Origin of the sequence: Psychrilyobacter sp. (assembly GCF_037132775.1) — a bacterium.
Taxonomy (GTDB): domain Bacteria; phylum Fusobacteriota; class Fusobacteriia; order Fusobacteriales; family Fusobacteriaceae; genus Psychrilyobacter.
On record NZ_JBAHZY010000049.1, the window covers coordinates 1 to 25,128 of the forward strand.

The window sequence follows — 25,128 nt, forward strand, 5'->3', positions numbered from 1 at the left end:
ATATTCTCTAATTAGCTCTTTTCGTGCTAATTCATCAGGGGATAAATCTTTTCTTTTTTTTCTCATAAAAAAACCTCCAAATTAATGTAATTGTAGTTTACACTAATTTGGAGGTTTACACAAAATATGAGACAGACCCAGAAAAAAGGAAGATAGCGATGCTATCTTCCTTTTTATTTCTCCCACTCAGCTGTCATTTTTAATCTTTTTATCCCATTTTTTATAGACCTGGCTTTAAACATACTGATTCCTCTCATCTCTACCAATTCCTCTTCGGTCAGTTCCAATATTTTGGATAAAATTGCATATTTACTGATTATTTTTTCAGTATCTTTTCTTGTGATCCTTGTTATCTTATTTAAGATTCTATATCCCTTAGTGTCTAATTCCATATCAAAGGTCGCCGCTGATCTTCCATATCCCAAAGCTCCCGCTATATTTTCAGTCTCTAAAAGTTCTAAATCTCCTAATCCCAAAAGTCTTTCCTTGACTTGAGCAGAACCAAATTCATCTTCTCCTAAATTTATATAATCTCTGATGAAATTTTCTTCCTCTTTCAGAACCCCCTTAAATAGTTCCTCTAGTTGAATCTCTAAAAATTTCCCCTCTGATCCTAATTCTATTATTGAATGTTCCACTTCTGCTCTTATTCTTATCAGCATCTCAAATCTTTGAAGTACTGTTACAACCTCTGAAAGGGTTACCATCCTATCAAATTCTAAAAGAGTAATATTTTGTAAGGCTCTATCTAGTACATGTTTATACCTTTCAAAAGTTTTCATTGCCTGACTAGCTTCAATCATTATATCAGCTAAATTTTTCACCTTATATCTAAAATCTCCCTTGTACAGGGTAATACGATTTCTTCTTTCTGAGATAGCTATAACTAAATTATCTGTCTGCCGAGCTACCCTTTGAGCAGTTCTGTGTCTCGTCCCACTCTCATTGGTTTTAAATAATTTCCCCGGCTGTAGATGTACATTGGCATATTTAATTTTGCTAGCAGTACCATCTAAGATGATAGCACCATCCATCTTGGACAGCTCATGGAGTCTTTGAGGGGTAAACCTACAATTTAATTCAAATCCACCATCTATAAGATCGCCTAAAGTATCATTGGCATCTAAAACTACCAAAGCACCAGTCCCTGCATCTAAAATGTTATCCAAACCTTCTCTAAATACTGTTCCAGGTGTTACCTGAGAAAATATTTTCTTTAAATTATGTTCCATAATCACCTCATCCTCTCTGCAAGTTCTGTTAAATTTTTTAAATATATCATCTTTAAATTATAACTATTCTGTTCAATCTCTTTCTTGTTAGAATGAGGCAGATATACTCCTGAAAAACCAAGTTTCTCCAATTCTTTTAGCCTTTTATCCACAAAAGATACTTTTCTTATCTCTCCTCGTAGACCAAGCTCCCCTATTGCTGCTATCTTTTGACTGACTTCTATCCCTTTAGTTACAGAAATCATGGCCATTACTACTCCTAAATCTGCTGCTCCATCATAGATCTTTATCCCCCCTGGGATATTTACAAAAACATCCTTAGAAGATAAGTTTAATCCTATTTTTTTTTCCATAATAGCATTCAGTATCTGTATCCTATTTCTATCAAATCCATGTACTACTCTCTTTGGAATTCCAAAGGGAGATTCATTTACCAAAGTTTGGATTTCCAACAAAAATATCTTAGTTCCTTCTAATACTGGTACAACTATACTTCCAACATTTTTTTCATCCCGTTCGCTGAGAAAAAATTCCGAAGGATTTTTTACCTCTACCATCCCTTTTTCTTCCATGTTAAATATTCCAAGCTCATTGGTAGATCCAAATCTATTTTTTAAACTTCGTAAGATCCTATAGAACAGTCCTTCTTGTCCCTCAAACTGCAATACTGAATCTACCATATGTTCCAATAATTTTGGTCCCGCTACCTTTCCATCTTTGGTAATATGTCCCACTAAAAAGAAAGATATATCATGGGTTTTAGCAAGTTCTACTATCTTTAGGGTACATTCCCTTATCTGTGTTATAGTTCCTGGGATAGAATCAAAATTTGAACTATATAAAGTTTGAATAGAATCCACCACAACTACTTTGGGTTTCTTCCTAATAACATAATCATAGATGGATTCCATCTCTGTCTCCGACATGATAGATATATTATATCCAGATAAACCCAGTCTATCTCCCCTGTATTTTATCTGAGATGGTGATTCCTCACCAGATATATATAGTACCTCTCCATACTGTGAATACTGATCTACTACTTGTAATAGCAACGTTGACTTGCCTATCCCTGGATTACCTGTCAAAAGAACTACAGCTCCTTTTACAAGACCTCCTCCTAAGACTCTGTCAAACTCATTGAATTTCGTGGTATATCTAAAATTTTTCTCCACTTCTATATCTTTAAAACTAACGACCTTGGTGTTACTAACTTTTTTTTTAACACTGCTTTTAGAAGAAGCACTATTGACCTCTTCCTCCAATGTCCCCCAGCTATCACATTCTGGGCATTTCCCAAGCCATTTAGAAGATTCATAGCCACAGTCTGAACAGATATATATAGTTTTTAATTTAGCCATGAATTCACTCCTCTATTCCTAAGTTTTATTTAATAATTCCTATCATCTCTTTCTCCTTCATCTCTTTTGCCCTTTTTTTTACATCCTCTACTATATCTGGTGAAATAAATTCATCTATCTTTCCACCATGAAATGCTACTTCCCTTACTAAACTAGAACTAAGATATAGACATTCCCTTGATCCTGGTAAAAATATTGTTTCCACCTGATTATGTGAAAGAGATTTATTTGTAAGAGCCAGTTGTAGTTCATATTCATAATCTGAAACAGCTCGTAAACCTCTCACTATAGTATTAGCTTTATTTTGCAAAACAAAATCTACCAACAATCCATCAAAAGTTTTTACCTCTATATTGTTAAATTCTAATAAACATTTTTCTACTAATATTTTTCTTTCCTCTAAATTAAACCAATATTTTTTATTGTGACTGTTTAAAATACCCACTATCAATTTATTCGAAAATTTGCTGGCACGCTTTATAATATCCAAATGCCCCTTAGTTATAGGATCAAAACTTCCTGCACATACTGCTATTATTTTTTTCATCTTACATCTCCATTACTATTTCATAGTCATTATTGTTTTTTTCTTCATTTTTCTTATTTTTTTTCAGGACAAATCCCTTCTTACGTAATTTTAAATATCCTGTTATAAACTCTATATAAGTTTCACAAATAAAATCGTATAATTCCACACTTGTAGTCAGCCTTATCAATCTAATATCGTCATCTTCTGCGACCTCTCTTATCTCTCTCATTATATCCAAAATAATACTCTCTTTAGATTTTACAGTTCCTGTTCCATCACAACATGAACAAGATTTTTGATAATATTTAGCCAAAGGACTTCCCTGTCTTTTCCTCGTCATCTCTACCAACCCAAGGTCTGTAAAGTGGATGATATTATTTTTTATCCTGTCTTTTTTTAAACTTTCACCCAATACTTCCACTACTTTCAGCTTATCTTTCTCCACCTTCATATCTATAAAATCTATGATAATAATACCACTTAGGTTTCTAAGTCTCAGCTGTATTGCAATCTCTACTGCTGCTTCTACATTGGTTTCAACTACAGTTTCTTCTAGATTCGTTACCCCTGTATTTTTACCTGTATTCACATCTATACTTATGAGAGCTTCCGTTTTTTGAATGATCAAATATCCCCCACAGTCTAACCATACTCTTTCATTTAGAGCTGTCTCCAATTCCTTAGTTACATTGTAGTGATCGAAAATATGAAGGGAACTCTCAAATAATTTTACCTTGGTTTTAAATGTATTATCGGAAAATGCCTTTACGTAGTCCACTATCTCCCAATACCTTTCTTCATCATCTATTATCAACTCATCTATTTGATTGGAAAAAACATCTCTTACAGTTCTTGTGACCATATCGTTATCTTGGTATAGGATCTCCCCTACTTTACTTTTTTTAAAACTGTTCTCTATATCTTTCCATTTTTTCACCAAATATTTAATTTCTTTTTCAAAATGAAGGTTGTTCTTATCCTTAGCCGCAGTTCTTATAATAATTCCCATCTCATTAGGTTTTATATTATTGATTGTGGTTTCTAGCCTCTCTCTCTCTTTCGGATCCTTTATCTTTTGCGAGATAGCAATATGGCTGTCATTTGGCATCAATACCAGATATTTTCCTGGTATAGTGTAATGAGTCGTCACACGGGCTCCCTTATCACCTCTAGGCTCCTTTACTACCTGAACTATTATCTCGTCTCCCACGCTGAGGATATCCTCTATAGGTCTATTGCTGTTTTCTACACCATTCAGGTATTTCCCCTCATATTCACGCAAATCTCGGACATGTAAAAAAGCATTTTTTTGTGTGCCAATATCCAAAAATGCTGATTCCATACCAGGTAATACATTAGCTACTTTAGCCTTATATATATTACCATTTATTAGATTTTGTTCATTCCTCTGTATAAAAAATTCTGTGAGTTTTTCCCCTTCTAAAAGAGCTGCTCTTTCTTCAAAATCACTTATACTTATTATTATCTGATTCATAATATACCACTCTCTAAAATTTTATTTAAGATTTCTTTCCTAGTATATTCTACCTTATTTATTACTACTTTTTCTAATGAAAGATTATTGTCATTCTTTATATTCATCTTTTCTCCAAAATATAATCTATTTTTTTTCTTCATCCCTACTATTTTAGAGATATTTTTTTCATGGGTAACTATATCTAAAGTTTCTAAATTTAAAGATCTTAAAAACCTTCCATAAATTTCTGTTTCAATAGTTTCCTTAAAAGCCGGATGAAAAGGTCCTGCTTTTATTACTCCCTCTTCACAAAGATCGTCAGAAGGTTGTAATCCTACCCTGATTATATTTATATTGTTAAGTTCAAACAAAACCATGATTGGTAACACCCTGTCAACAGCTTCTTCTAAATCCATAGGGTTGTATTCTTTGTCGTAATACATCTTTTCTAGCTTGGTATTATTTATAACCAATGTCGGATATATTCTAACCATATCCGGTTTTATCTTCACTATCTTTTCTGCTGTTTTGTAGTCTGTCTGATTAGTAGACCCAGGTAATCCAGGCATTACCTGTATTCCTAATTTAAAACCATAACTCTTTATTAAAGTAGATGCCGCTTCTACTATATCAGATTTATAACCTCTTTCAGACTGAGATAAAACTTCATCATCCATAGATTGAACTCCTAACTCTATCGTTGTTACACCATATTTTAAAAGAAGATCCAAAATCTTTTCATTAATATAATCAGGTCTCGTAGACAGTCTAATACCATCTACAAAACCACTATCTATATATGGTTTAACTGTAGCTAAATACTCTTCTTGTATTCTCTTATCAATCCCTGTAAAGGTTCCACCAAAAAAAGCTACTTCTTTTTCTGAATTTTTTGGTAGAATCTCTAAATGTTCTTCTATTTTTTTTTTAATGTCCGAACATGTGACATCTGTTTCCCTTCCATTTATCTTTACTTGATTACAAAATACACAGGTATGGGGACAACCAAAGTGACTAATAAATATTGGAATATTATAATGTTTCAATATACTTTATCCCCAAACTATCACAGGCGTGTTTTGCGGCTCTTTGCTCTGCTGTTTTTTTATTTTTCCCCTCTCCTGATCCCACTATTTTTTTATTCATAAATACACCTATCTTAAAAAATTTAGCATGATCCGGTCCATCTTCACCTATAAGCTCATAGGTAGGTACTTCCTTATATTTTCTTTGGCTGTATTCCTGTAATGCTGTTTTAAAATCTATCAATTCATCATTTTCATAGATATGCTCTATTTCATAGACTAGATGAGATAAGCCATATTTTCTAGCTGTTTCTAAGTCTGAATCTAAGTAAATAGCTCCTAAGATCGATTCAAATACATCTCCTAAGATTGAAGATCTATTTCTTCCTCCAGTAACTTCCTCTCCCTTGCTCAGGAAAAGATATTCACCTAATTTTAATTTTCTTGATATCTTTGCCAATACCGGTTCACTTACTACCATTGATTTTAATTTAGCTAGATCTCCCTCTGAGGATTCTTTAAAATTTTTATATAAATATTCAGTAACGACAAGATCTAGAACTGCGTCTCCTAACAGTTCTAGTCTTTCGTTGCTTATTTTTTTATATTCCTTATTTTCATTTCCATAAGATCTATGAAGTAAGGCATGTTTTAAAAGTTTTTCATCCTTAAAAGTGTGACCTAGAATTTTTTCTAATTCCAAGTATTTTTTCATCTCTCCACCCTTAGTATAGTATTTTTAGTCCTCGTATTTTTTAAAAATTATTACTGCGTTGTGTCCACCAAATCCTAATGATGTAGACATTCCTACTCTTATATCCTTGTTTCTAGCTTTATTTGGAACGTAATCTAAATCACATTCTTCATCTGGGTTTTCATAGTTGATAGTCGGTGGCATTATTCCTTCATCGATTGCTAGGGCTAATATTACACCTTCCATTCCACCTGCTGCTCCAAGGGCATGACCTGTAGCTCCCTTAGTAGATGATACTGCTAAATTTTTAGCATGATCTCCGAAAACAATCTTTATAGCTGTTGTTTCCAATCTATCATTAACTGGTGTAGAAGTTCCATGTGCATTGATGTAGTCAACTGTAGTTTTATCTATATTTCCTTGCTTTAAAGCCATCTCTATAGCTCTTGCTGCTCCCTCTCCACCTGGTCCAGGGGAAGTGATATGATATGCGTCACAAGTTTCTCCGTATCCTATGATCTCAGCATATATCTTTGCTCCACGGGCTTTAGCCTGCTCTAATTCTTCCAAGATCACTATTCCTGATCCCTCTCCCATTACAAATCCATCTCTGTCCACGTTAAATGGTCTAGATGCTTTTAACGGTTCATCATTTCTAGTAGATAATGCCTTCATATTAGAAAAACCTGTGATTGCAAATTCTGTGATGCAAGCTTCAGTTCCACCTGCTATCATAGTATCAATTTTTCCATGTTTTATCATCTCGAAAGCATCTCCGATTGAGTGGGTCCCAGCAGCACATGCTGTTACTATAGTTTTATTCGGTCCCTTAGCACCAGTGTATATTCCTACATTTCCAGAAGCCATATTAGTTATCATTGCAGGTATTGTAAATGGTGATACTTTTCTATTACCTTTGTTCAATAAAGTACTATATTGTTTTTCAAAAATTTCCATTCCACCAATTCCAGAACTAACAATAGTTCCTACAGAAGTTGCATTTTCTTCAGTTATCTCAAACTTTGCATCTTCCAAGGCCATTTTTGCTGCTGCTATGGCAAATTGTGTATTTCTAGCTAATTTCTTAACTTCCTTTTTTTCAATCCCAAAATCTGTAGGATCAAAGTCCATTACTTCTCCTGCTATCTTTACCGATGTATTTGCAGTATCAAAACTCTCTATTTTCTTTATTCCACACTCTCCAGCTTTTATTCTAGCCCAAGATTTTTCTACTCCTGTTCCTAGTGCAGTTATCATCCCTACCCCAGTAATTACAACTCTTCTCATCTTTTCACCTCATAATATTTAAGTTTTTTTAAATAACTGCCTCTAAATTATAGCTTCCTACCAATTGTTGATCTTCTATTTTCATATCTAACTTACAGACAGTTTTTTAAATAAAATAATAGGGGATATAACTCCCCTATCTATAATCTTTTATTTAGTTCCTTCTACGAAGTCAACTACATCTTTAACAGTTTTGATTTTTTCAGCATCTGCATCAGGAATTTCGATATCGAATTCTTCTTCAAACGCCATGATTAATTCAACTGTATCTAATGAATCCGCTCCTAAATCATCGATGAAGTTTGCCTCTAAAGTTACTTGATCCACGTCTACACCTAATTGATCTACTATTACTTCTTTAATTTTATCTAACATAATTTTTCCTCCTTGAATTTTAAATATACTACATATAATTGTAACAAATTTTATATATTTTTTCAACCTTTAAAAGGTTTTATTGCATTATCATTCCGCCGTTTACACTTAGTGTTTGACCTGTTATGTATGATGATAAATCCGATGATAAAAATAATACTGCGTTAGCTACATCTTCTGGAGTTCCCATTATTTCTAGAGGAACATTTCTCATCATCATTTCTTTAGCTTCTGGGCTTAATACATCAGTCATTTCTGACTGAATATATCCTGGAGCTACAGCATTTACTCTTACATTTCTTTTAGCAGCTTCTCTTGCTAAAGATTTAGTCATTCCGATTAATCCTGCTTTTGAAGCTGAGTAGTTTACTTGACCTGCGTTACCCATTAGTCCTACTACTGATGCCATGTTGATTATACTTCCCGTTCTTTGTTTAGTCATCGTTCTATAAAATGCTTGAGTTGTGTTGAAAGCACCCTTTAAATTGATATCAATAACTAGATCAAAATCAATTTCCTTCATCCTCATGAATAATCCATCTCTTGTGATTCCGGCATTGTTTACTAATATATCTATTCTTCCAAATTTTTCCATCGTAGCTTTAGCTAACGCTACGCAACTTTCAGAATTTGTAACATTACTTTCTACAAATAATGTTTCTACGTTATATTTTTTAGCTATTTCTTTAGCTGTAGCTTCTCCTGCTTCTACTAATATATCTGTAATTATGATGTCGGCTCCTGCTTCTGCTAATTTTTCAGCAACAGATTTACCGATCCCTCTACCTGACCCAGTAATTACCGCTACTTTACCTTTTAAATTAATCATTTACAAATACCTCCTCAATTGTTTTTCTAACTAATCTTTTCAATATTTTTCCCAAATATAACTTCATAAAATTCAATTATCCCAGTATCTTTTAGCTATAAAAGTTCTCTTATATTGACTCGACATTTACCACTTCTAAAGTTTTATCTATCTTCCTAACTAAACCTTTCAATACTTTCCCAGGTCCAATCTCATAGAATTTAGTCACTCCGGTGTCTCTTAATTTTTCAATTATTTCAACCCATCTTACAGGACCAAAAGTTTGGTGGTATAATTCTTCCTTTATTTTTTCAGGATCCGTTAAAAACTCTACTCTTGTATTAGATAATATTTCAATTTTTCCTTCTTTAAAGTCAAATTTATCAAAATTAGCTTTTAATTTATCTCCTGCAGGTTTCATAAGAGGTGAATGAAATGGTCCAGATACAGCCAATACCATAGCTCTTCTAGCGCCAGCTTCTTTTAACTTCCCACATGCTGTATCAATAGCACCTTTTGATCCTGCTATTACAGTCTGCTTAGGTTCGTTATAGTTTACAGCTTCTACTACTCCATCTATATCTTTACAAATTTCTTCAATCTTAGCTGATTCTAGCCCAATTATAGCTGCCATAGTTCCGTCTACTTCACCTGAAACTACGTTCATAATTTCCCCTCTAAGGGCAGTTAATCTCACTGTGTCACAAGTTGATAGTACGTTAGCCGCTCCTAATGCTGAGTATTCTCCCAATGAATGCCCCGCCACATAATCTGCTACAATCCCACTATCCTTTAATAATTCAGTCAACACAAGTGACATAGTTACTATAGCAGGCTGTGTATATTTTGTTTGTTTTAACTTCTCCTCAGGTCCGTTAAACATAGTTTCTTTTAAATCTAATTCTAAGTTATCAAAAATTTTATTGAAATATTTTTTAGCGACCTCATTTGTTTCATATAACTCCTTACCCATTCCAACATATTGTGTTCCTTGTCCTGGATATATAAACGCTATTTTTGACATTTCCCCTCCCTTAATCATAACACCTGTAATTTATTTCACATAACACCTGTTATGTCAAATTTTGTGTAACTAATACGCCCACTTTATAACACATGATGCATACGTCAATCCAGCTCCAAAGCCTACTAATGCTATATTATCACCTTTTTTAATCATCCCTTTTTCCAATGCTTCTCCCAATGCTAAACCAACAGAAGCTGCCGAAGTATTTCCATATCTATCCAAATTAATCACAAATTTCTCCGTTGGGAATTTTAATTTTTTTGCTGCTGAACTTATAATTCTCATATTAGCTTGATGGGGTACGATTAGTTTTAATTCATCTATATTCATACCTGTATTTTCCAATACTTTTTCTACTGCTTTAGGCATTGATTTCACAGCAAATTTAAAAACTTCCTGTCCCTTCATCTTAAGGTAATGAGATCTATTATCTACAGTTTCGTGAGTTGCAGGAGTTCTAGACCCACCTGCTGGAATAACTAATACATCGTCTAAATCCCCATCTGCTCCTAGATAAGAACCTATAAGACCGTAACCTTCTTCTACCTCTCCTAGTACTGCTGCTGCTGCTCCATCACCAAATAGTACACAGGTATTTCTGTCTTCCCAATCTAAAATCCTAGAGAATACTTCTGCACCTATCACCAATACTTTCTTATACATACCAGTTGCTATAAAATTTCCTCCTGCTTCCAATCCATATACAAATCCACTGCAAGCCGCACCTAGATCAAATGCTGCCGCATGATGTGCTCCCAATCTTTTTTGCAATATAGCCGATACAGATGGAGTAAAATAATCCGGTGTCATCGTAGCCACTACTATTAGATCTAAGTCCTCTGCCTTAGTATCGGATGATTCCAAAGCCTTAATCGCGGCATTGTAAGCAAGGTCAGAGGTAGCTTCATTTTCTGCCGCTATTCTTCTTTCCTTTATACCAGTCATCTTTTGTATCCATGCATCTGAAGTATCCACTATTTTTTCTAAATCAAAATTTGTCATTATCTTTTCAGGGACATAGGTTCCTATTCCCAATATTCCAAAACTTTTAAGAGTTCTCATTTTCCCCCCCGATTACCTTTTTTAAACTTTCAATAAAGTTCTTTTCTGCAAATTTATTTCCAATTAAGATAGCATTTTTTATAGCTTTTGAATCTGAATTACCATGAGCCTTTATAGATATCCCATTGAGCCCCATAAATAGTGCTCCACCATATTCCGATGAATCAGACTGTCTCTTCATTTCTTTAAATACAGAGCTCATAAGTAGTGCTCCTATTTTTGCCAACAGACTTTTATTCACCCCATCTTTTATGATGTTTTTCATAAAATGAACTGTTCCCTCCGCTGTTTTCAATACTATATTCCCTGTAAATCCATCCGTCACCACTACATCTACAGTTCCGTTAGTCATCTCACGGGTTTCTATATTCCCGCAAAAATCTATATTTTTATTTTCTTTTAACAGGTAGAATGCATATTTAGTAAGTTCATTTCCCTTACCATCTTCCTCTCCTATATTAAGTAACCCGATTCTAGGATTTTTTATATTTAATAATACCTTAGCATATTCATTTGCCATGGTAGCAAATTGATCCAGATATTCTGGCTTGCAATCAGCATTTGCCCCCGCATCAAGAAGCACTATATGTTTATTATTATTTGCTGGGAATACTGTCGTTATAGCAGGCCTAAGTACTCCTTTAATCCTTTTCAACTTTAGCTGACTTGCAGTCATAAGGGCTCCTGTATTTCCAGCCGATATACAAGCTGTAGCTTCTCCTTTTTTCACCATCTCTAAAGCCACATTCATAGATGCATCTTTTTTAACTCTTACAGCTACCGTAGGAGACGTTTTCTCATCCATTTCTATTACTTCTGTCGCATTTTTTATATCTATTCTATCCTTATCATAACTATATTTTAATAGTTCCTCTTTTATAAGTTCTTCCTTCCCCACAAGGATCACACGGATATTTTTATTCTCGCCGATAGCTTCTACAGCTCCTTTTACTGTCTCTAACGGAGCATAATCACCACCCATAGCGTCTAATGCTATTCTCAATATTCTCACCCCTATTTCTATTTCTATTTCTATTTCTATCCTACCATATTTTTTCCTTTTTTTTCCCTTGTTTTTTATATAAAAAAAAGGTAAGAATACTCTTACCTTTTTTCTCTCAAAGATTATTCAGCTTTGTTAGTTAAAACTTGCTTTCCTTTGTAACTTCCACATTCTAGACATACTCTGTGAGGTCTCTTTGGAGCTCCACAGTTAGAACACGTAGCTAAGTTAGTTCCTTTTAAAGCGTGGTGCGATCTTCTCATGTTTTTCTTAGCTTTCGATGTTTTCTTCTTAGGTACTGCCATTATATTCCCCTCCTAACTTTTATTTTAATTATAATAAATTATTAATTCTTTAAATCCAGTAGCTTTTGCCATCTGGAGTCTATACCACTGTCACAATATTTTTCTAGTTCTTCCAAACCACCACATTCTGGTTCACAGGCTGGGAATTGAGGCATCTCCAAAATAATATAATCTCTTACTAAAGAACTTATATTCACCTCTCCATCAACTAATTCTTCTACCATGTCATCTAGTACTTGTGCTTCCTTACTTAGAGATTCGATATATTCATCGTAATCCTTACTTTCTTTGTAGTCCCCCAAAAATTCACCAGAAACTTTTATTTTCAATTCTTCTAGACACCTAACACAACCGGTCTTTACGAAAGCTGTATATTCACCTCTAATGATGACCTCACCTTCAACTAGTTCTACCGAGTAATCTATTTGAACCTCTGGAAGTGTTACTCCCTCTATTAGAATATCATCTAATATTTCTGTAAATTCAAATTTAGTTTCCCTCTTCTTTTTTAATCGATCAATATTTATTTTCAAGTCGCTTCACCTCTATAATGTTACCTATGCATTATATTAAACTTTCCAACCTTTGTCAAGTAAATTTTCTTAACAAAGGTTTTTATTTTTATTTTTATTTTATTACAATAGCTATCCTTTCCAATCTTTTTGACCTAAACTCAGTTTGCTAAAATAAATTTATAACTGAATTTATTTTTATTAAGGTAATTTATTCTATTATAAATGTCCAATCCATCCATCATTATATAACGTATGTTATTTTATTTCAATCAAAATATTTACATTATAGGTTAATTAACGATATAATATAAATAAGTCCCCGTAAAGGGCATCACCAATATTTCAAAAATTTATATTCATAAATTAAGAATATTGCGATAAAAATATATTTAAGAGGTGATTTTAATGTCAAATTTAAATAAAACTCCAAGTTCCAACAGACTACATATCTCTATTTTTGGTAAAAGAAATATGGGAAAATCGACACTGATCAACGCAATCACAGGACAAAATTTAGCCATCGTTTCTGATTTTGCAGGGACAACAACCGATCCTATCTATAAAGCTATGGAAATACTCCCTATAGGGCCATGTGTTCTTATAGATACAGCTGGGATAGATGATGTAGGTGCATTAGGAAAATTACGTATAAAAAAAACTATGGAAGTAGTAAGAAAAACTGATATAGCCCTTATCACAGTTGACTACAATGGTTTTTTAGGATTTGATTATAATATTATCGATATTTTAAAGAAAAACAACACTCCATTTATAGTTGTTATCAATAAGGCAGATGTAGAAAAACCCAGTTTTGATTTTTTAACGGAGTTAGAAAATTTAAACTACCCATATATAAATCTGTCAGCAGAACAAAAAGATAGGATGGAAGATATGAAAGATTTGATCATCCAACACTCTCCCTTGGAATTCGAAAGTCCTAGTATCTTAGGAGATTTTATAGAAAGCGGTGATCATATTGTTTTAGTTATTCCTATCGATACTGGTATGCCCAAAGGTCGTATAATCTTACCTCAAGTCCAAACTATGAGAGATATTTTAGATAACAGTGGAATTATCCATACCTGTAAAGACACCGAATTACAAGCCACTTTAGATGGATTAAAAAACCCTCCTAAATTAGTCATCACAGATTCCCAGGCTTTCGAAAGAGTTTCAGCTATAGTTCCAAATGATGTTCTTCTAACTTCATTTTCCATCCTTTTCGCACGATACAAAGGTGATTTAAGCAAGATGGTAGATGGCGCCAAAACACTTATGTCTCTTAAAAATGGAGATAAATTTTTGGTTTCGGAAGCCTGCACCCACCATGTTCAAAAAGATGATATAGGCAGATATAAGATCCCAAAATGGATAGGTGAAAAGATAGATACCGGGATAGATTTTGATATTGTAGCAGGAAGGGACTACCCAGAAAATTTAAAAGACTATAAATTGGTTATCCACTGCGGCGGATGTACTCTGAACAAAAAAGAGATGTTAAGCAGAATAGACATAAGTTATCGTGAAGGAGTCCCTATCTTAAACTACGGACTTTGTATAGCCACTCTCTATGGTATCCTTGACCGAGCTCTAAAGCCATTTCCAGAAGTAAATGAAATTTGGAAGCAGAAGTAAGCAAAATAAATTCGTTAATTAACACGAAAAGATAATAAAATCATGATAAAGGTCTAGCAAATGAATTTAAACTTTCTATTCACAGATTATACAAATTTAATAATTAAAACTTAAGATCAAAAAATATTTTATCCGCATAATTCGTGACCCAAAATTAGGAGATGATTTTAATATGAAAAAATTAGTATTAGCTATAATTATCGCTATTGCCCTAGTGGGTTGTTACAATACCCCGAAGAAAACCGTATCATATCCTAAATCCCATGTACAAAATTCCAGATTCAAAGTAGGCAACACCATCAGAGGAAAAGCCTCTTGGTATGGAGATTTTTTCCACGGAAAAAAAACAGCCAGTGGGGAAAAATATAATATGTACAATTTGACTGCTGCCAATAAAACATTACCCTTTGGCACTATTGTTCGAGTAAAAAACTTAGATAATGGAAAATCTGTAAAAGTTAAAATAAATGACAGAGGTCCCTATGTAAAGGGGCGGATGATCGACCTGAGCAGAGCAGCCTTTGAAAAGATAGCCCCCTTAAGGGTAGGAGTATTAAACATTGAAGTTACCATCTTAGATGCTTCAAACACTTTCCGATATAAACATTAAATTTTATCTCCCCCTAAACTAATAAAAAATGAGCAAATTAATTTGCTCATTTTTTATTAGTTTAATTGTTGTTTTTTTCAATACCTAGGTGGTAATAGATGATTGATGCAGGTCCACTTATCAGCCTTCTTCTTATAAAGTTATCTGATGGTGTCTTAAAATACCCCGTTGCAATAAGAGTAGACAGACCATGGGCATATGTCCAGCAGTCAATAGTCAAAGTTTCTTTAACATCAGCAGGTAGTTTGTCAAACCTTTCATCTTTTTTCATCTCTTCAAAGATAATTTTATGAAACTCAGATATCAATGTACTATATGAGCTATTTCTTAAAAATATAGATTTAAATAATGGCTTTTCTTCCCTGGCAAATTTGCATATTCCCATCCCTATATTGAGAAAAGGAACTGCCTCTTTTTCTTTACTTACATATGTTAAAAATAAATTTTTAGCTCTATTTACCAGTTCTTTTTTTAATTCGTCCATAGATATAAATAAACCGTAGATAGGAGCAGGAGAACAATTTAACTCCTTAGCCAAACTTCTAGCTGTAATATTTTCCAAACTACCTCTCTCTAACATACCAAAAGCTTTATCTATTATTTGTTCCCTTGTGAATATAGGTTTTTTAGGCATTCTTCCCCTCCGATCTTATCTTTTTCCATATTATAATATCCGTTTTTTTATCTTCCATGTATTCTAACACTTGTTTTTTAGTTTTTCAATCCCTATTATATAATAAGTTTATAATTTATAACTAAATTTTTACTGTAATTTTATATAAAAGGGAAACTCCCAAGAGCCTCCCTTAATAACTAGAATTTATATGATGCACCTATTGCATAAGCAATGATATTTTTCTTATAATTTTTACCATTTACTTCATGATCAATATAATCCGCATACATAGTTCCGAATGTCCACTCTAAGCTAGGAGTTTGTTGAAATTTAGCTCCTACTGTATATATATTTGAGTTTAATGCAAACTCAGTATCATTAAATGTATCATCACTTGCACCTGTATCTGCATAGTTATATCCAGTAGTCAGAGTCCATCTTTCAGATACTTGATACTCTGTACCTACATTTATATCCCATCCATTTTCAAATCCATCTTTACCGTCTGTATCAGCATCTGAAACGAAATAATAGTTTCCTCCACCCATTACAGTCCACTTATCAGTCATCTTATAAGCTACCCCATACTTTAATTCAGCAGGAAGGTCTCTCCATCTTTTGTCTCCATCAATAATTGGCGCTAAAGGAGTACCAGCAAATGCGCCGAAATCAAATGCTGCTCCTAAATCCCCACTTCCCTCTGAATCTGCTTCAAACTCTAGTTTGACTTTTGTATTATAAGTCAATGCCATATTCAATCTGTCGTTAGGTCTGTAGTTTATACCAAAGGTTCCACCGAATCCTTGGGCAGTTCTCTCTGAATTATAAGTTCCGTCTAATCCTCCTTCATATATATTTCCTGGACTTAATTTTAAATTTGTATTTCTAACTTCTATTTCAATATTTCTTAGGGCATAGATATATTTTACTCCTGCTGCCACCGACCACTCGTTGTTTATCCTATAGGCTGTACCAAGGTTAGCCATGCCATAGGCATTTTCCCCTTCTACTGTTCCTTCTCCTGTCAAACCGTTCAAAGTTAAAATATCCTCCAATAAAGGTACTCCATCTTCATAGTCTAAAGTCGGTCCACCTGCCGCTCCTCCAACATTACCATAAAATGCCCAATTTCCACCTTTATGAATATAAGCTAAACTAGGTATAAGTCCAAATGGGTCGTTAGCTTTATAGCTATTCCCATTTTCTATCTCATAGGTAGTATTAGATACCTGTCCCCCTATAGTCATGTAGTTCCCGTCCTCTAAATGAACTAGACCTGCTGGATTATAATAAGCTGCTTCTGTTGTCAATGTAGCATTTTGAGCTGGATTTCCAAAATATGCCGGTGTTGAGTTAGCTAATGCATCTACACTGGCTCCATATGATACTGTACTAAGTAACGCTAGGCACCCTAATAATATTTTCTTCATTCTTTATCTCTCCTTCTTCCCCTTTTATTTTAATAGATCAGTAATTTTAACTTTTCTAATTAATTACTACCGTAATATAACATCTATTATTTTAAAAGTCAAATCTTAAAATAACACTAGTTTTTTAATTTTCCATCGATAAACAATCCTTTGATAGCGAATAACTTACCTTTGTTTTATTTCCACAAAAATTTATCACAACTATTAATTATACTTATTCTTTAACTATCTATGATGTGAAATCACAGTTAATTTTTTCTACAATTCAGTCTTTGGTCGCATTTTAAAAATTTTTACCTTCGATAGGAAATAAACAATAAAGAAAAAGTTTTAAATCACCCCTATCTAAGGTATAATTATTATATAGAAAGAACTAAAGGAGCAAAGATGTATATAAAATTAGCTGAGGAAATAAAAAAAATAAATGGTTGCCTATATATCGTAGGTGGAGCTGTGAGAGATTTTTTTATCTTCGATAAACCTATCAAAAAAAATTCAAATATAGATATAGAAATTTTAGGAGTTTCTCCTGAACAAATTGAAAAAATATTAGCTACTTTTGGCAAATGGAAGTTAATTGGCACTCTCTATAAAGTTTACCTCATAGATAATTTAGAGATCACCCTGCCACGAGATGATAATGGATTTAATCCTATTTTAGATATAAAAACTTCTATTCTAAATAGAGACCTTACCATCAACTCCCTTTACTATAACCCTTTGACAGACCAGACTCTAGATCTTTACAATGGAAAGTCAGATCTTCAAAATAAAATTTTACGATATGTAGACCGGAAAACTTTTTTAGATGATCCCCTTAGATTACTTAGAACCATTGAGCTGGCAGGGAGGCTAGACTTTGAACTTTCACAAAATTTAAAAAGATTAATCTCAACAAATTTCCACCTAATTCAAAATATTCCACGTGAAAGAATCATGGGAGAATTAGAAAAAATCCTTTTAAACCATAAGAAACCTTCCAAAACCTTTAGGCTTTTAGATGAGGTTGGAGGAATAGAGATCTTATTTCCAAATCTATATCTATCTAAAAAAATAATCCAAGATAAAAAATTTCATCCTGAGGGAGATGTTTTTACCCATACCCTTATGACCCTTGATATCCTAAAACCATCCGAAAGAGCAACAGACCTTATGATTGCCATTTTATTTCATGATATTGGAAAAAACCTTACGCAGAACACTAATTTTAAAGGTCATACCAAGGTATCTAGAGAGATGTTTTTAGATTTAATAGGTAAATTTACAGACAACAAAAAACTGATATCCTCTGCTTCTAATTTAATTTTTTACCATGCTACCCCATTGATATTGATGTTAAATGATAAAACCAATAAAGTCACCATAAGAAAATTAGCTGTCCAGGTAAATATTCTCAAACTCCTAAAAGTCTATAGAGCTGATGTCCTAGGAAGGGGACAGTTAGACAACTCCGAGGAATTAGAGAACATCAAAAAAATAGAGTCTATCTATCTGGAGATAAAAGGCGAGTTAACTCCTTTAGTCAATGGCAACCACTTGCTTTCATGGGGATATAAAAGTGGGAAAGAATTTAAAAGGATCCTAAACTACCTGTATAGATTACAGTTAGAGGAAAAATTCACCAATGTAGAACAAGCAAGGGATATAATTGAAAATGAAAAATTAGAGAACAAAAAAATTAAAAAAAATAATGGCAAAAAAAAGGTTTGAATATTTACAAAAATATCTAATTATGATATTCTTGTACTATAATGATTAGGAGGATTTATGAATTTTTTTAAAAAAATGCTGATTTTAACGATCTTACTTTCCTTCATAGGATGTTCTAAAAATGCCTATGTCAGAACTATTGAAAAAGGATATAGTAAGAGTAAAGAAAACCCCTCAGTTTATATTCAAAACAGTGACAAATATATATATACCAAGAAAAAAATTAAATATTCAGTCTACGAAAGTCAACATTTCTTAGTATTAAAAGAAAATAAAAAGACCCAAGAAAAAAAATTATACCTTGCCTTAAAATACAGGGGAGATGAATGGCTCTATATGAATGGGCTTGATTTAATTTCCAATGATACCTCTCATATGGATTTTATGGCTAGAAAATTAAATACTGCTTTTTGGAGAGATAAGTCAAATCTTGTGGGTTCTATTGAGGAGTATATTGCTTTCACTTTGAAACCTCAAGAGATCGATGCTCTCAAAAAAATGGTCGATAATAATCAAGGAGAGATAAAGTATTATAGTGAGGTCGATAATAGATCCGTAACAACAATAATAACTGCAGAAGAGATTCAAAATATGAGTGAAATATTAGATTTATATTTCAAATAAGAAAGTAACGTGGCGTTGCATCTAGACAAACACAATTCAGGTTTTTATAATTTTTTGTTTATTCTATAAATTTTATAATTTCCTAGATAATAAAATATAGGGGTCACTCCCCTGTTATTAAGGAGAGATATTATGTCAATTAAATTAAAACATTGCTTAGCATCACATGCAACAACATTCAACCCTCAAAGTCGTGGGTTCGATATAGCAGGACAATTCGATAGTTTGGTTCAGCCTATTTTCCCAATTGGAATTCCTAAACTTTCTATATACTTAGCATTCGAAGGATTAACTAGAGATACTAACTTTGAGATGCGAATTAACAGCCCTAATGATGAATTATTATCTAGCGGAGAGTTACCAGTTCCCAGAGATATGTTTGGTCATGGTAGAAAAGTAATCAACATTGAAAAATTTGTTATTGCCGAAAGAGGATCATACACACTGGATATCTTAGAAAAAACTCCTACTGGATTAAAATTTCTCATGACAGAGACTCTGTTTACTACATCTTATCCTCCTAAAAGACAATTTCAAGATGGAGAAGTAGAAGCTATCTTGGGTTCTAAAGAAAAAATCATCAAAACTATCAAAAGTAATTTTAAACCAGTAGAACTAGAAACTGGTTTAAAATTACAGTTAAGCTTAGATGTCAATGAGGAGTTAGAAGAAGGGCACATCTTATTCCCCGAAAATAATACACTTACTCTCGAAGGAAACGAATATGACCTTACTGGATTGAGAAGGGAAATGGAATGGATGTTTGGAAGACCTATCCCTGAACAACAGCCTCAAAATGAAGGGAAAACTACGGAAGAAACAAAATAATCTATATTCAAAATAAAAACTCCCCTTGAAGTTCAAGGGGAGTTTTTTTATCTATTTAGCCACATTCCCAGCTACATTAAGTGCATCCCACGTTCTTGCAAATGGAGGAGCATAGCAAAAATCCATCATTCCTAATTCTGAAGTTTTCATCTCTGTAGCAACTGCCATGGCAATTACATCTGTCCGGAGTACAGCTCCCTTTTTCCCTATGATCTGTCCTCCTAAAATCACCTTAGTCTCAGCATCATATATTAATTTTACAAAAATATCCTCCTGCCCCGGATAATAATTAGTTTGATTTTTATCTTTTACTACTACAGTTTTATAGTTTAGTCCATCTAATTTTGCATCTGCCTCTGTAATTCCTGTTCGTCCAGCTTCTAAATCCATCACCTTAATACAAGCTGATCCCAGAGTCCCACTGAATTTATTTTTAGTCCCAGCTAAATTTCCACCTACAACTCTTCCAATTTTGTTAGCTGTAGTAGCCAGTGGAATATATACATTTTTCTTCCTCACTCTATGATATACCACTGCACAGTCTCCTGCTGAATAGATACTATCTACAGATGTTTTTCCCTCTTCATCTATTATTATAGCTCCCCTGTCCATCTCAATCCCTGTACCCTCTAGGAATTCTGTTGCAGGTCTTACACCAGTTGCTATAACTACGATATCTGCGTTGTATTCACCCTTATCGGTAATAATTTTTTCTACCATATCATTTCCTTCTATTTTTTTTACAACTTCTTCCAAATGAAGATCTACACCATGGGATCTCACCTCTTCTTCCATAAGATCTGTTATCTCACTGTCAAAAGAAGCCGACATCATTCTTTTTCCCTGTTGAATAATTCTTATATTTTTCCCCATTTTTTTTGCTGCTTCTACAACCTCTACTCCTATGTACCCAGCACCGATTACCAACACCTCTTTATTTTCCTCTTTCATCATGGCTTTCTTTAAGTTGATTCCATCATCTATCGATTTTAACGTGAAAATATTTTTCAATTTTTGTACCCCTTCAATCGGGGGCATAACAGCATTGGCACCTGTTGCTACCATTAATTTATCATATGGGCTTTCAAAAGTTTCATCTGTCTCTAAATTTTTAACTATTACCATTTTTTTCTCTACATCCACCCTTAGAACCTCATGATTTACATTTACTTCTACACCAGATTCTCTAAACTGTTCCGGAGTTCTAGCAATCATACCTTCGGGATTGTCAAAAAAATCTCCTACATAGTAGGGCAACCCACAGGCCCCAAAAGATACGACACTTCCCTTTTCATATACTATGACCTCAGAATTTTTAGACATTCTTTTAGCCTTTGCTGCTGCACTCATTCCTGCTGCTACTCCACCTATAATAACTATCCTCATAAATCCTCCTAATATCGCCTGCAAAACCAACAATTTATAATTAAAAATTCTAATCAGAAACCTTTTCTTAGATAAAAAACATAATATATATAACACAGATTATACCTATTTTAGAATCTAATTTACAAATATTTTTTTAATGATAATCTTAACTATTAATAACTATTCCATGGTAGATTGTTTGTACTATGAGCACCTTTTCTACCACTATTCCCTGGTCTTACTACCCAATTTAACTTAAGACTTTCCCCGCCCTCTATAAAGTCAACTTTATGATCTTCGTCATCATAGAGAGTATACCTATCACTAATATCATCTAAATTCTTTTCAAATGCTAAAGACGTGTGCCCTCCATAGACAAGTTCACTTCCATCTGTATAATATTTAGACCCTCCTACAGCTATTTGGTTTATCCTTGCATCTTCTGCACTGGTAGTTGTAGCTATCAAAGAATTTGTCTTTTCATCCACCTTTCTCCTCATATCAGTTAAAGATATCCATGTAGGAGAAGTTGAATCTCTTACTGTATTTTCAAAAATAATAATTGGTATACTCCCTCTAATAGCTCCTAATACCGCCACAGCTTTAGCATCTTTAGCTTTGGCTAACTCCGCCCTTAATTTCGGTGCCAAAGTTGTAGCCAATATTCCTATTATAGCAATGACAACTAATAGTTCGATGAGTGTAAATCCTTCTCTAGATTTTCTCATAAATCCTCCTCCTCTATGACCTATCAAAATATAACTGTTTTTTTTCAATCCTTCTCAACAAATCACTTATTTTTTCTTCTCTCTAGCTTCTTTTTCCCTTTCAGCTTGAGTCTTTGAAATATAATATGGTTCTAATGTATATAGGTTATCTGCATCTTTTTCCACTGCCATCTCTGCCATAATTCCTGCCCTTACCATTGAGTTAGATTTTAAATTATATACGGCATTACCTCCCATAACTTCATCTATTATCTCCTTATAAATAATACTTCCATCACCTGTAAAGGTTATTTTTTCCCCTTTATAATCTTCCAATATTAATTTTAATTCGTCAGCTCCACACTGAGATATTCTTGTGATTAGATCACCATTATATTCATAGGCAGAATAATATACCCTTCCCTTTCTGGCGTCGATGAGAGACATAATTTTATTGGGAGTTTGTGATACAGTGTGTGCCAGGATATCCAATTCATTAATCCCTACGATATCACAACCGATACTGTAAGCTAAGCCTTTAGCTGTTCCTACTCCTACCCTTATCCCTGTAAATGATCCAGGCCCTATACTGACAGCTACCCTGTCAATATCCCTTGGTTTAAGCTTAGCCAGATCAAATACCATATCTACTATGGTCATCAAAGAATCTGAATGATTCAATCTTATATTTGCATTTATTTCCGATAAAATTCCTATCTCACTATCGTATAATGCTACACTACCTGTTTTAGTAGAAGCATCTATTCCTAATACTACCATAATTTATTTAACTCCTTCTCTCTCTTTTCATTCCCAACAAATCTCATCTCAACTTCACGAGAATTTTCATCTCTGTGATACATTTTTATTTCTATATATTCCTTGGGTAACTCCGTCTCTATTATGTTGGCCCACTCTATTATTGTCAATCCATCATTATGCAGATAATCTTCATATCCAATCTCATATACTTCCTCAGGGTCACACAGTCTATAAACATCAAAATGATATAAGGGCATCTTTCCACCTAGGTGTTCTAGTACATAATTAAATGTCGGACTTTTTATATTCCCAGTGATCCCTATTTCTTTTGCTATTGTTTTAGTCAGTGTTGTTTTTCCTGTCCCTAAATCTCCTATCAGTGCTATCACGTCATTTGGAATTACAAATCCAGCTAGTTTAACTGCTAATTCCGTCAACTCCTCAAATGATAATATTCTCTTCATTTTATTATTCTCCCTTTTTTACTTATTCTCCGCTATCTTTCTCACTACATTGGAGGTAGATTTTCCATCCACCAAAGTAAGAATTCTTACTTCTCCTCCATTTCTCTCTACTACCACAGTTTCAGGAAGATCTTCCTTCTTGTAATCTCCTCCCTTTACATGGATAGACGGTTTCAATTCCTCTATTATCTCTACAGGGGTATCCTCTGGAAATATTACAGAATAGTCTACAGCTTTTAATCCACACAATAATTCTGCTCTATCCATCTCACCATTTATAGGTCTTGTAGGCCCTTTTAATCTTCTCACAGAATCGTCAGAGTTAACTCCTACGATCAATACATCACCACATTCACGGGCTTCATTTAAATATCTAAGATGTCCCACATGTAAGATATCAAAACACCCATTGGTAAAGACCACTTTTTTTCCACTTTCTTTTAGTTTTTCAACTAATTTAGCAGCCTCTTTTCTAGTTATTATACTCATTAATTCCTCCTATTTTTTTTCCTTTTATTTCTATAAATTATACCTTAATTTCAATTCTTTTTAAAGATCTCACTCTCAAATTTGTCTATAGTTTTCTCTATTGTTAGAGAAAACGCCAAAGAGGAGAGAGTAAGCACCTATCTATGCCTCAGCTCATCCAGTTCAAATATTAATTTATCATAGGAAGACTGCATCCTCTTCATCTTTTCTTCATATTCTCTTGTTTTCTCCTCCACTTTTACTTTCAATCTTCCATCTATATCACCTAATTTCACCTTCAATTCCCTTAATTCACCGTTTCTAATTTTTAATTTTTGCTTTAATATGGTATTTTCTTCCTCTATTTTTTTAGTTTCATTCTGAATTTCTAATTTGTCCCTTCCTAACTCCTCTTGTCTCCCTCTCAATTTATCTATCTTTCCCAATAACTCTATTTTTTCCCTTCTATACCTACTCTTTAATACAAAAAACATCTTTTATATCTCCTTTCTCTTAATTTATTTTATAATATATATTAACACGATTTTATTGTTTTCATTAAGAAAACATTGAACTACTAAAACAGAGAGGAATAATCCTAGGATCATACCCCTCTATTTCAATTACTACACTTTCAATCTCGTAAAACTATTATATTCAAGGTCAATATATAAAACCTTATTTTTTAATAATTCCCCTTTTTTCAACAAAAATTTAATCACTTCTCCTACCTGGATAGAAGCTGCCAAAGCAGGAGTGAAGCTAGGATTTCCCATCTTATTTTCTAGGTCATCACCCTTATAAATTTTCTCCAGAATAAAATCTCCAGGCATAATCACTGCTACCTGCGCTATCCACCCACCTATAGCTCCGTGAACCATAGGAATATTATTTTTATCACAAGACAGTTCTACAACCTTTTTTAATACAGAAGAATCCAGTGCATCTACTACAATGTCTGCATCTTTTATGATAGCATCTATATTATGAATGGATATCTTCTTGTTGACTGCCACAACTTCTATTTCTGAATTTATGGACTCCACCCTTTTCTTGGCTTCCTCTACTTTAAACAAGCCTAAATTATCTTCCGAAGATATTATCTGCCTGTTTAAATTAGTTATCTCAAATTTATCAAAATCTACAAGGATAAGGTTTCCTACTCCTATCCTTGCAAGCATCTCAATAACATGTCCCCCTAAGCCT

Annotated in this window: 28 protein-coding genes; 5 read left to right on the forward strand and 23 right to left on the reverse strand. The window is 33.5% G+C overall.

What is annotated here, in order from left to right; translation table 11 throughout:
* Positions 1-173 precede the first annotated feature (173 nt).
* The 14 genes from disA to V5784_RS03340 all read right to left on the reverse strand — a co-directional run bounded on the left by disA (position 174) and on the right by V5784_RS03340 (position 12,718).
* On the reverse strand, positions 174-1,232 hold the full coding sequence (disA, locus tag V5784_RS03275) for a DNA integrity scanning diadenylate cyclase DisA (protein ID WP_336887621.1): 1,059 nt from the start codon (positions 1,230-1,232) through the stop codon (positions 174-176).
* Positions 1,233-1,234: 2 nt separating this feature from the next.
* Positions 1,235-2,593, reverse strand: a complete 1,359-nt coding sequence (gene radA, locus V5784_RS03280) for a DNA repair protein RadA (protein ID WP_336887622.1) — start codon at positions 2,591-2,593, stop codon at positions 1,235-1,237.
* A 25-nt stretch (positions 2,594-2,618) separates the two neighbouring features.
* Complete coding sequence (coaD, locus tag V5784_RS03285) at positions 2,619-3,140, reverse strand: pantetheine-phosphate adenylyltransferase (protein WP_336887623.1); 522 nt, start codon at positions 3,138-3,140, stop codon at positions 2,619-2,621.
* A 1-nt stretch (position 3,141) separates the two neighbouring features.
* Entirely contained in the window at positions 3,142-4,617 is a 1,476-nt protein-coding gene (locus tag V5784_RS03290; RefSeq protein WP_336887624.1) for an Rne/Rng family ribonuclease, read from the reverse strand.
* A complete protein-coding gene (locus V5784_RS03295; protein WP_336887625.1) occupies positions 4,614-5,645 on the reverse strand; it encodes a radical SAM protein in 1,032 nt (343 codons plus the stop codon). The genes V5784_RS03290 and V5784_RS03295 overlap by 4 nt, the downstream gene beginning before the upstream one ends.
* Positions 5,632-6,339, reverse strand: a complete 708-nt coding sequence (gene rnc, locus V5784_RS03300) for a ribonuclease III (protein ID WP_336887626.1) — start codon at positions 6,337-6,339, stop codon at positions 5,632-5,634. Before rnc ends, V5784_RS03295 begins: the two co-directional genes overlap by 14 nt.
* Positions 6,340-6,363: 24 nt before the next feature.
* Positions 6,364-7,605 (reverse strand): beta-ketoacyl-ACP synthase II, encoded by a 1,242-nt coding sequence (gene fabF, locus V5784_RS03305; RefSeq protein WP_336887627.1) that lies wholly within the window; start codon positions 7,603-7,605, stop codon positions 6,364-6,366.
* 150 nt (positions 7,606-7,755) lie between these two features.
* On the reverse strand, positions 7,756-7,980 hold the full coding sequence (locus V5784_RS03310; protein ID WP_336887628.1) for an acyl carrier protein: 225 nt from the start codon (positions 7,978-7,980) through the stop codon (positions 7,756-7,758).
* Between the two features lie 79 nt (positions 7,981-8,059).
* A complete protein-coding gene (fabG, locus tag V5784_RS03315; RefSeq protein WP_336887629.1) occupies positions 8,060-8,809 on the reverse strand; it encodes a 3-oxoacyl-[acyl-carrier-protein] reductase in 750 nt (249 codons plus the stop codon).
* 109 nt (positions 8,810-8,918) lie between these two features.
* Positions 8,919-9,812 carry an ACP S-malonyltransferase gene (fabD, locus tag V5784_RS03320; protein WP_336887630.1) on the reverse strand — a complete coding sequence of 298 codons (894 nt, stop codon included), beginning with the start codon at positions 9,810-9,812 and terminating at the stop codon, positions 8,919-8,921.
* A gap of 69 nt (positions 9,813-9,881) precedes the next feature.
* Complete coding sequence (locus V5784_RS03325) at positions 9,882-10,877, reverse strand: beta-ketoacyl-ACP synthase III (protein WP_336887631.1); 996 nt, start codon at positions 10,875-10,877, stop codon at positions 9,882-9,884.
* Positions 10,864-11,880, reverse strand: coding sequence for a phosphate acyltransferase PlsX (plsX, locus tag V5784_RS03330; protein WP_336887632.1), 1,017 nt, complete (start codon positions 11,878-11,880; stop codon positions 10,864-10,866). Before plsX ends, V5784_RS03325 begins: the two co-directional genes overlap by 14 nt.
* Positions 11,881-12,002: 122 nt before the next feature.
* Positions 12,003-12,185, reverse strand: a complete 183-nt coding sequence (gene rpmF / locus V5784_RS03335) for a 50S ribosomal protein L32 (RefSeq protein ID WP_336887633.1) — start codon at positions 12,183-12,185, stop codon at positions 12,003-12,005.
* 41 nt (positions 12,186-12,226) lie between these two features.
* Positions 12,227-12,718, reverse strand: a complete 492-nt coding sequence (locus V5784_RS03340) for a YceD family protein (RefSeq protein ID WP_336887634.1) — start codon at positions 12,716-12,718, stop codon at positions 12,227-12,229.
* 387 nt (positions 12,719-13,105) lie between these two features.
* Between V5784_RS03340 and hydF the strand changes: the two genes are divergently transcribed.
* Positions 13,106-14,335, forward strand: a complete 1,230-nt coding sequence (gene hydF, locus V5784_RS03345; protein ID WP_336887635.1) for a [FeFe] hydrogenase H-cluster maturation GTPase HydF — start codon at positions 13,106-13,108, stop codon at positions 14,333-14,335.
* Positions 14,336-14,507: 172 nt separating this feature from the next.
* Positions 14,508-14,945, forward strand: coding sequence for a septal ring lytic transglycosylase RlpA family protein (locus V5784_RS03350; RefSeq protein ID WP_336887636.1), 438 nt, complete (start codon positions 14,508-14,510; stop codon positions 14,943-14,945).
* 61 nt (positions 14,946-15,006) lie between these two features.
* Here V5784_RS03350 and V5784_RS03355 read toward each other — a convergent pair whose 3' ends face one another.
* Both V5784_RS03355 and V5784_RS03360 read right to left on the reverse strand, forming a co-directional pair.
* On the reverse strand, positions 15,007-15,579 hold the full coding sequence (locus V5784_RS03355; RefSeq protein WP_336887637.1) for a TetR/AcrR family transcriptional regulator: 573 nt from the start codon (positions 15,577-15,579) through the stop codon (positions 15,007-15,009).
* Between the two features lie 179 nt (positions 15,580-15,758).
* On the reverse strand, positions 15,759-16,991 hold the full coding sequence (locus tag V5784_RS03360) for a DUF5723 family protein (protein ID WP_336887638.1): 1,233 nt from the start codon (positions 16,989-16,991) through the stop codon (positions 15,759-15,761).
* A gap of 387 nt (positions 16,992-17,378) precedes the next feature.
* On the opposite strand from V5784_RS03360, the gene V5784_RS03365 reads away from it, so the two are divergent.
* The 3 genes from V5784_RS03365 to V5784_RS03375 all read left to right on the forward strand — a co-directional run bounded on the left by V5784_RS03365 (position 17,379) and on the right by V5784_RS03375 (position 20,153).
* Positions 17,379-18,701: an HD domain-containing protein gene (locus V5784_RS03365; RefSeq protein ID WP_336887639.1), complete on the forward strand. Its 1,323-nt coding sequence runs from the start codon at positions 17,379-17,381 to the stop codon at positions 18,699-18,701.
* Positions 18,702-18,758: 57 nt separating this feature from the next.
* The gene (locus tag V5784_RS03370; RefSeq protein WP_336887640.1) at positions 18,759-19,325 is read left to right on the forward strand and encodes a hypothetical protein; all 567 of its coding nucleotides are present in this window, start codon (positions 18,759-18,761) and stop codon (positions 19,323-19,325) included.
* Between the two features lie 132 nt (positions 19,326-19,457).
* Positions 19,458-20,153, forward strand: a complete 696-nt coding sequence (locus V5784_RS03375; RefSeq protein ID WP_336887641.1) for a hypothetical protein — start codon at positions 19,458-19,460, stop codon at positions 20,151-20,153.
* Between the two features lie 51 nt (positions 20,154-20,204).
* On the opposite strand, the gene V5784_RS03380 is transcribed toward V5784_RS03375, so the two are convergent.
* The 7 genes from V5784_RS03380 to V5784_RS03410 all read right to left on the reverse strand — a co-directional run.
* Positions 20,205-21,539 carry a CoA-disulfide reductase gene (locus V5784_RS03380; protein ID WP_336887642.1) on the reverse strand — a complete coding sequence of 445 codons (1,335 nt, stop codon included), beginning with the start codon at positions 21,537-21,539 and terminating at the stop codon, positions 20,205-20,207.
* A 155-nt stretch (positions 21,540-21,694) separates the two neighbouring features.
* On the reverse strand, positions 21,695-22,249 hold the full coding sequence (locus V5784_RS03385; protein WP_336887643.1) for a type II secretion system protein: 555 nt from the start codon (positions 22,247-22,249) through the stop codon (positions 21,695-21,697).
* A 66-nt stretch (positions 22,250-22,315) separates the two neighbouring features.
* Positions 22,316-23,008, reverse strand: coding sequence for a tRNA (adenosine(37)-N6)-threonylcarbamoyltransferase complex dimerization subunit type 1 TsaB (gene tsaB / locus V5784_RS03390; protein ID WP_336887644.1), 693 nt, complete (start codon positions 23,006-23,008; stop codon positions 22,316-22,318).
* A complete protein-coding gene (gene tsaE / locus V5784_RS03395) occupies positions 23,002-23,454 on the reverse strand; it encodes a tRNA (adenosine(37)-N6)-threonylcarbamoyltransferase complex ATPase subunit type 1 TsaE (protein ID WP_336887645.1) in 453 nt (150 codons plus the stop codon). The genes tsaB and tsaE overlap by 7 nt, the downstream gene beginning before the upstream one ends.
* Positions 23,455-23,472: 18 nt before the next feature.
* Positions 23,473-23,943, reverse strand: a complete 471-nt coding sequence (gene rfaE2, locus V5784_RS03400; RefSeq protein WP_336887646.1) for a D-glycero-beta-D-manno-heptose 1-phosphate adenylyltransferase — start codon at positions 23,941-23,943, stop codon at positions 23,473-23,475.
* 137 nt (positions 23,944-24,080) lie between these two features.
* Positions 24,081-24,416, reverse strand: coding sequence for a hypothetical protein (locus V5784_RS03405; protein ID WP_336887647.1), 336 nt, complete (start codon positions 24,414-24,416; stop codon positions 24,081-24,083).
* A gap of 132 nt (positions 24,417-24,548) precedes the next feature.
* A partial coding sequence (locus tag V5784_RS03410; protein ID WP_336887648.1) for a HesA/MoeB/ThiF family protein occupies positions 24,549-25,128 on the reverse strand: 580 nt, incomplete at its 5' end.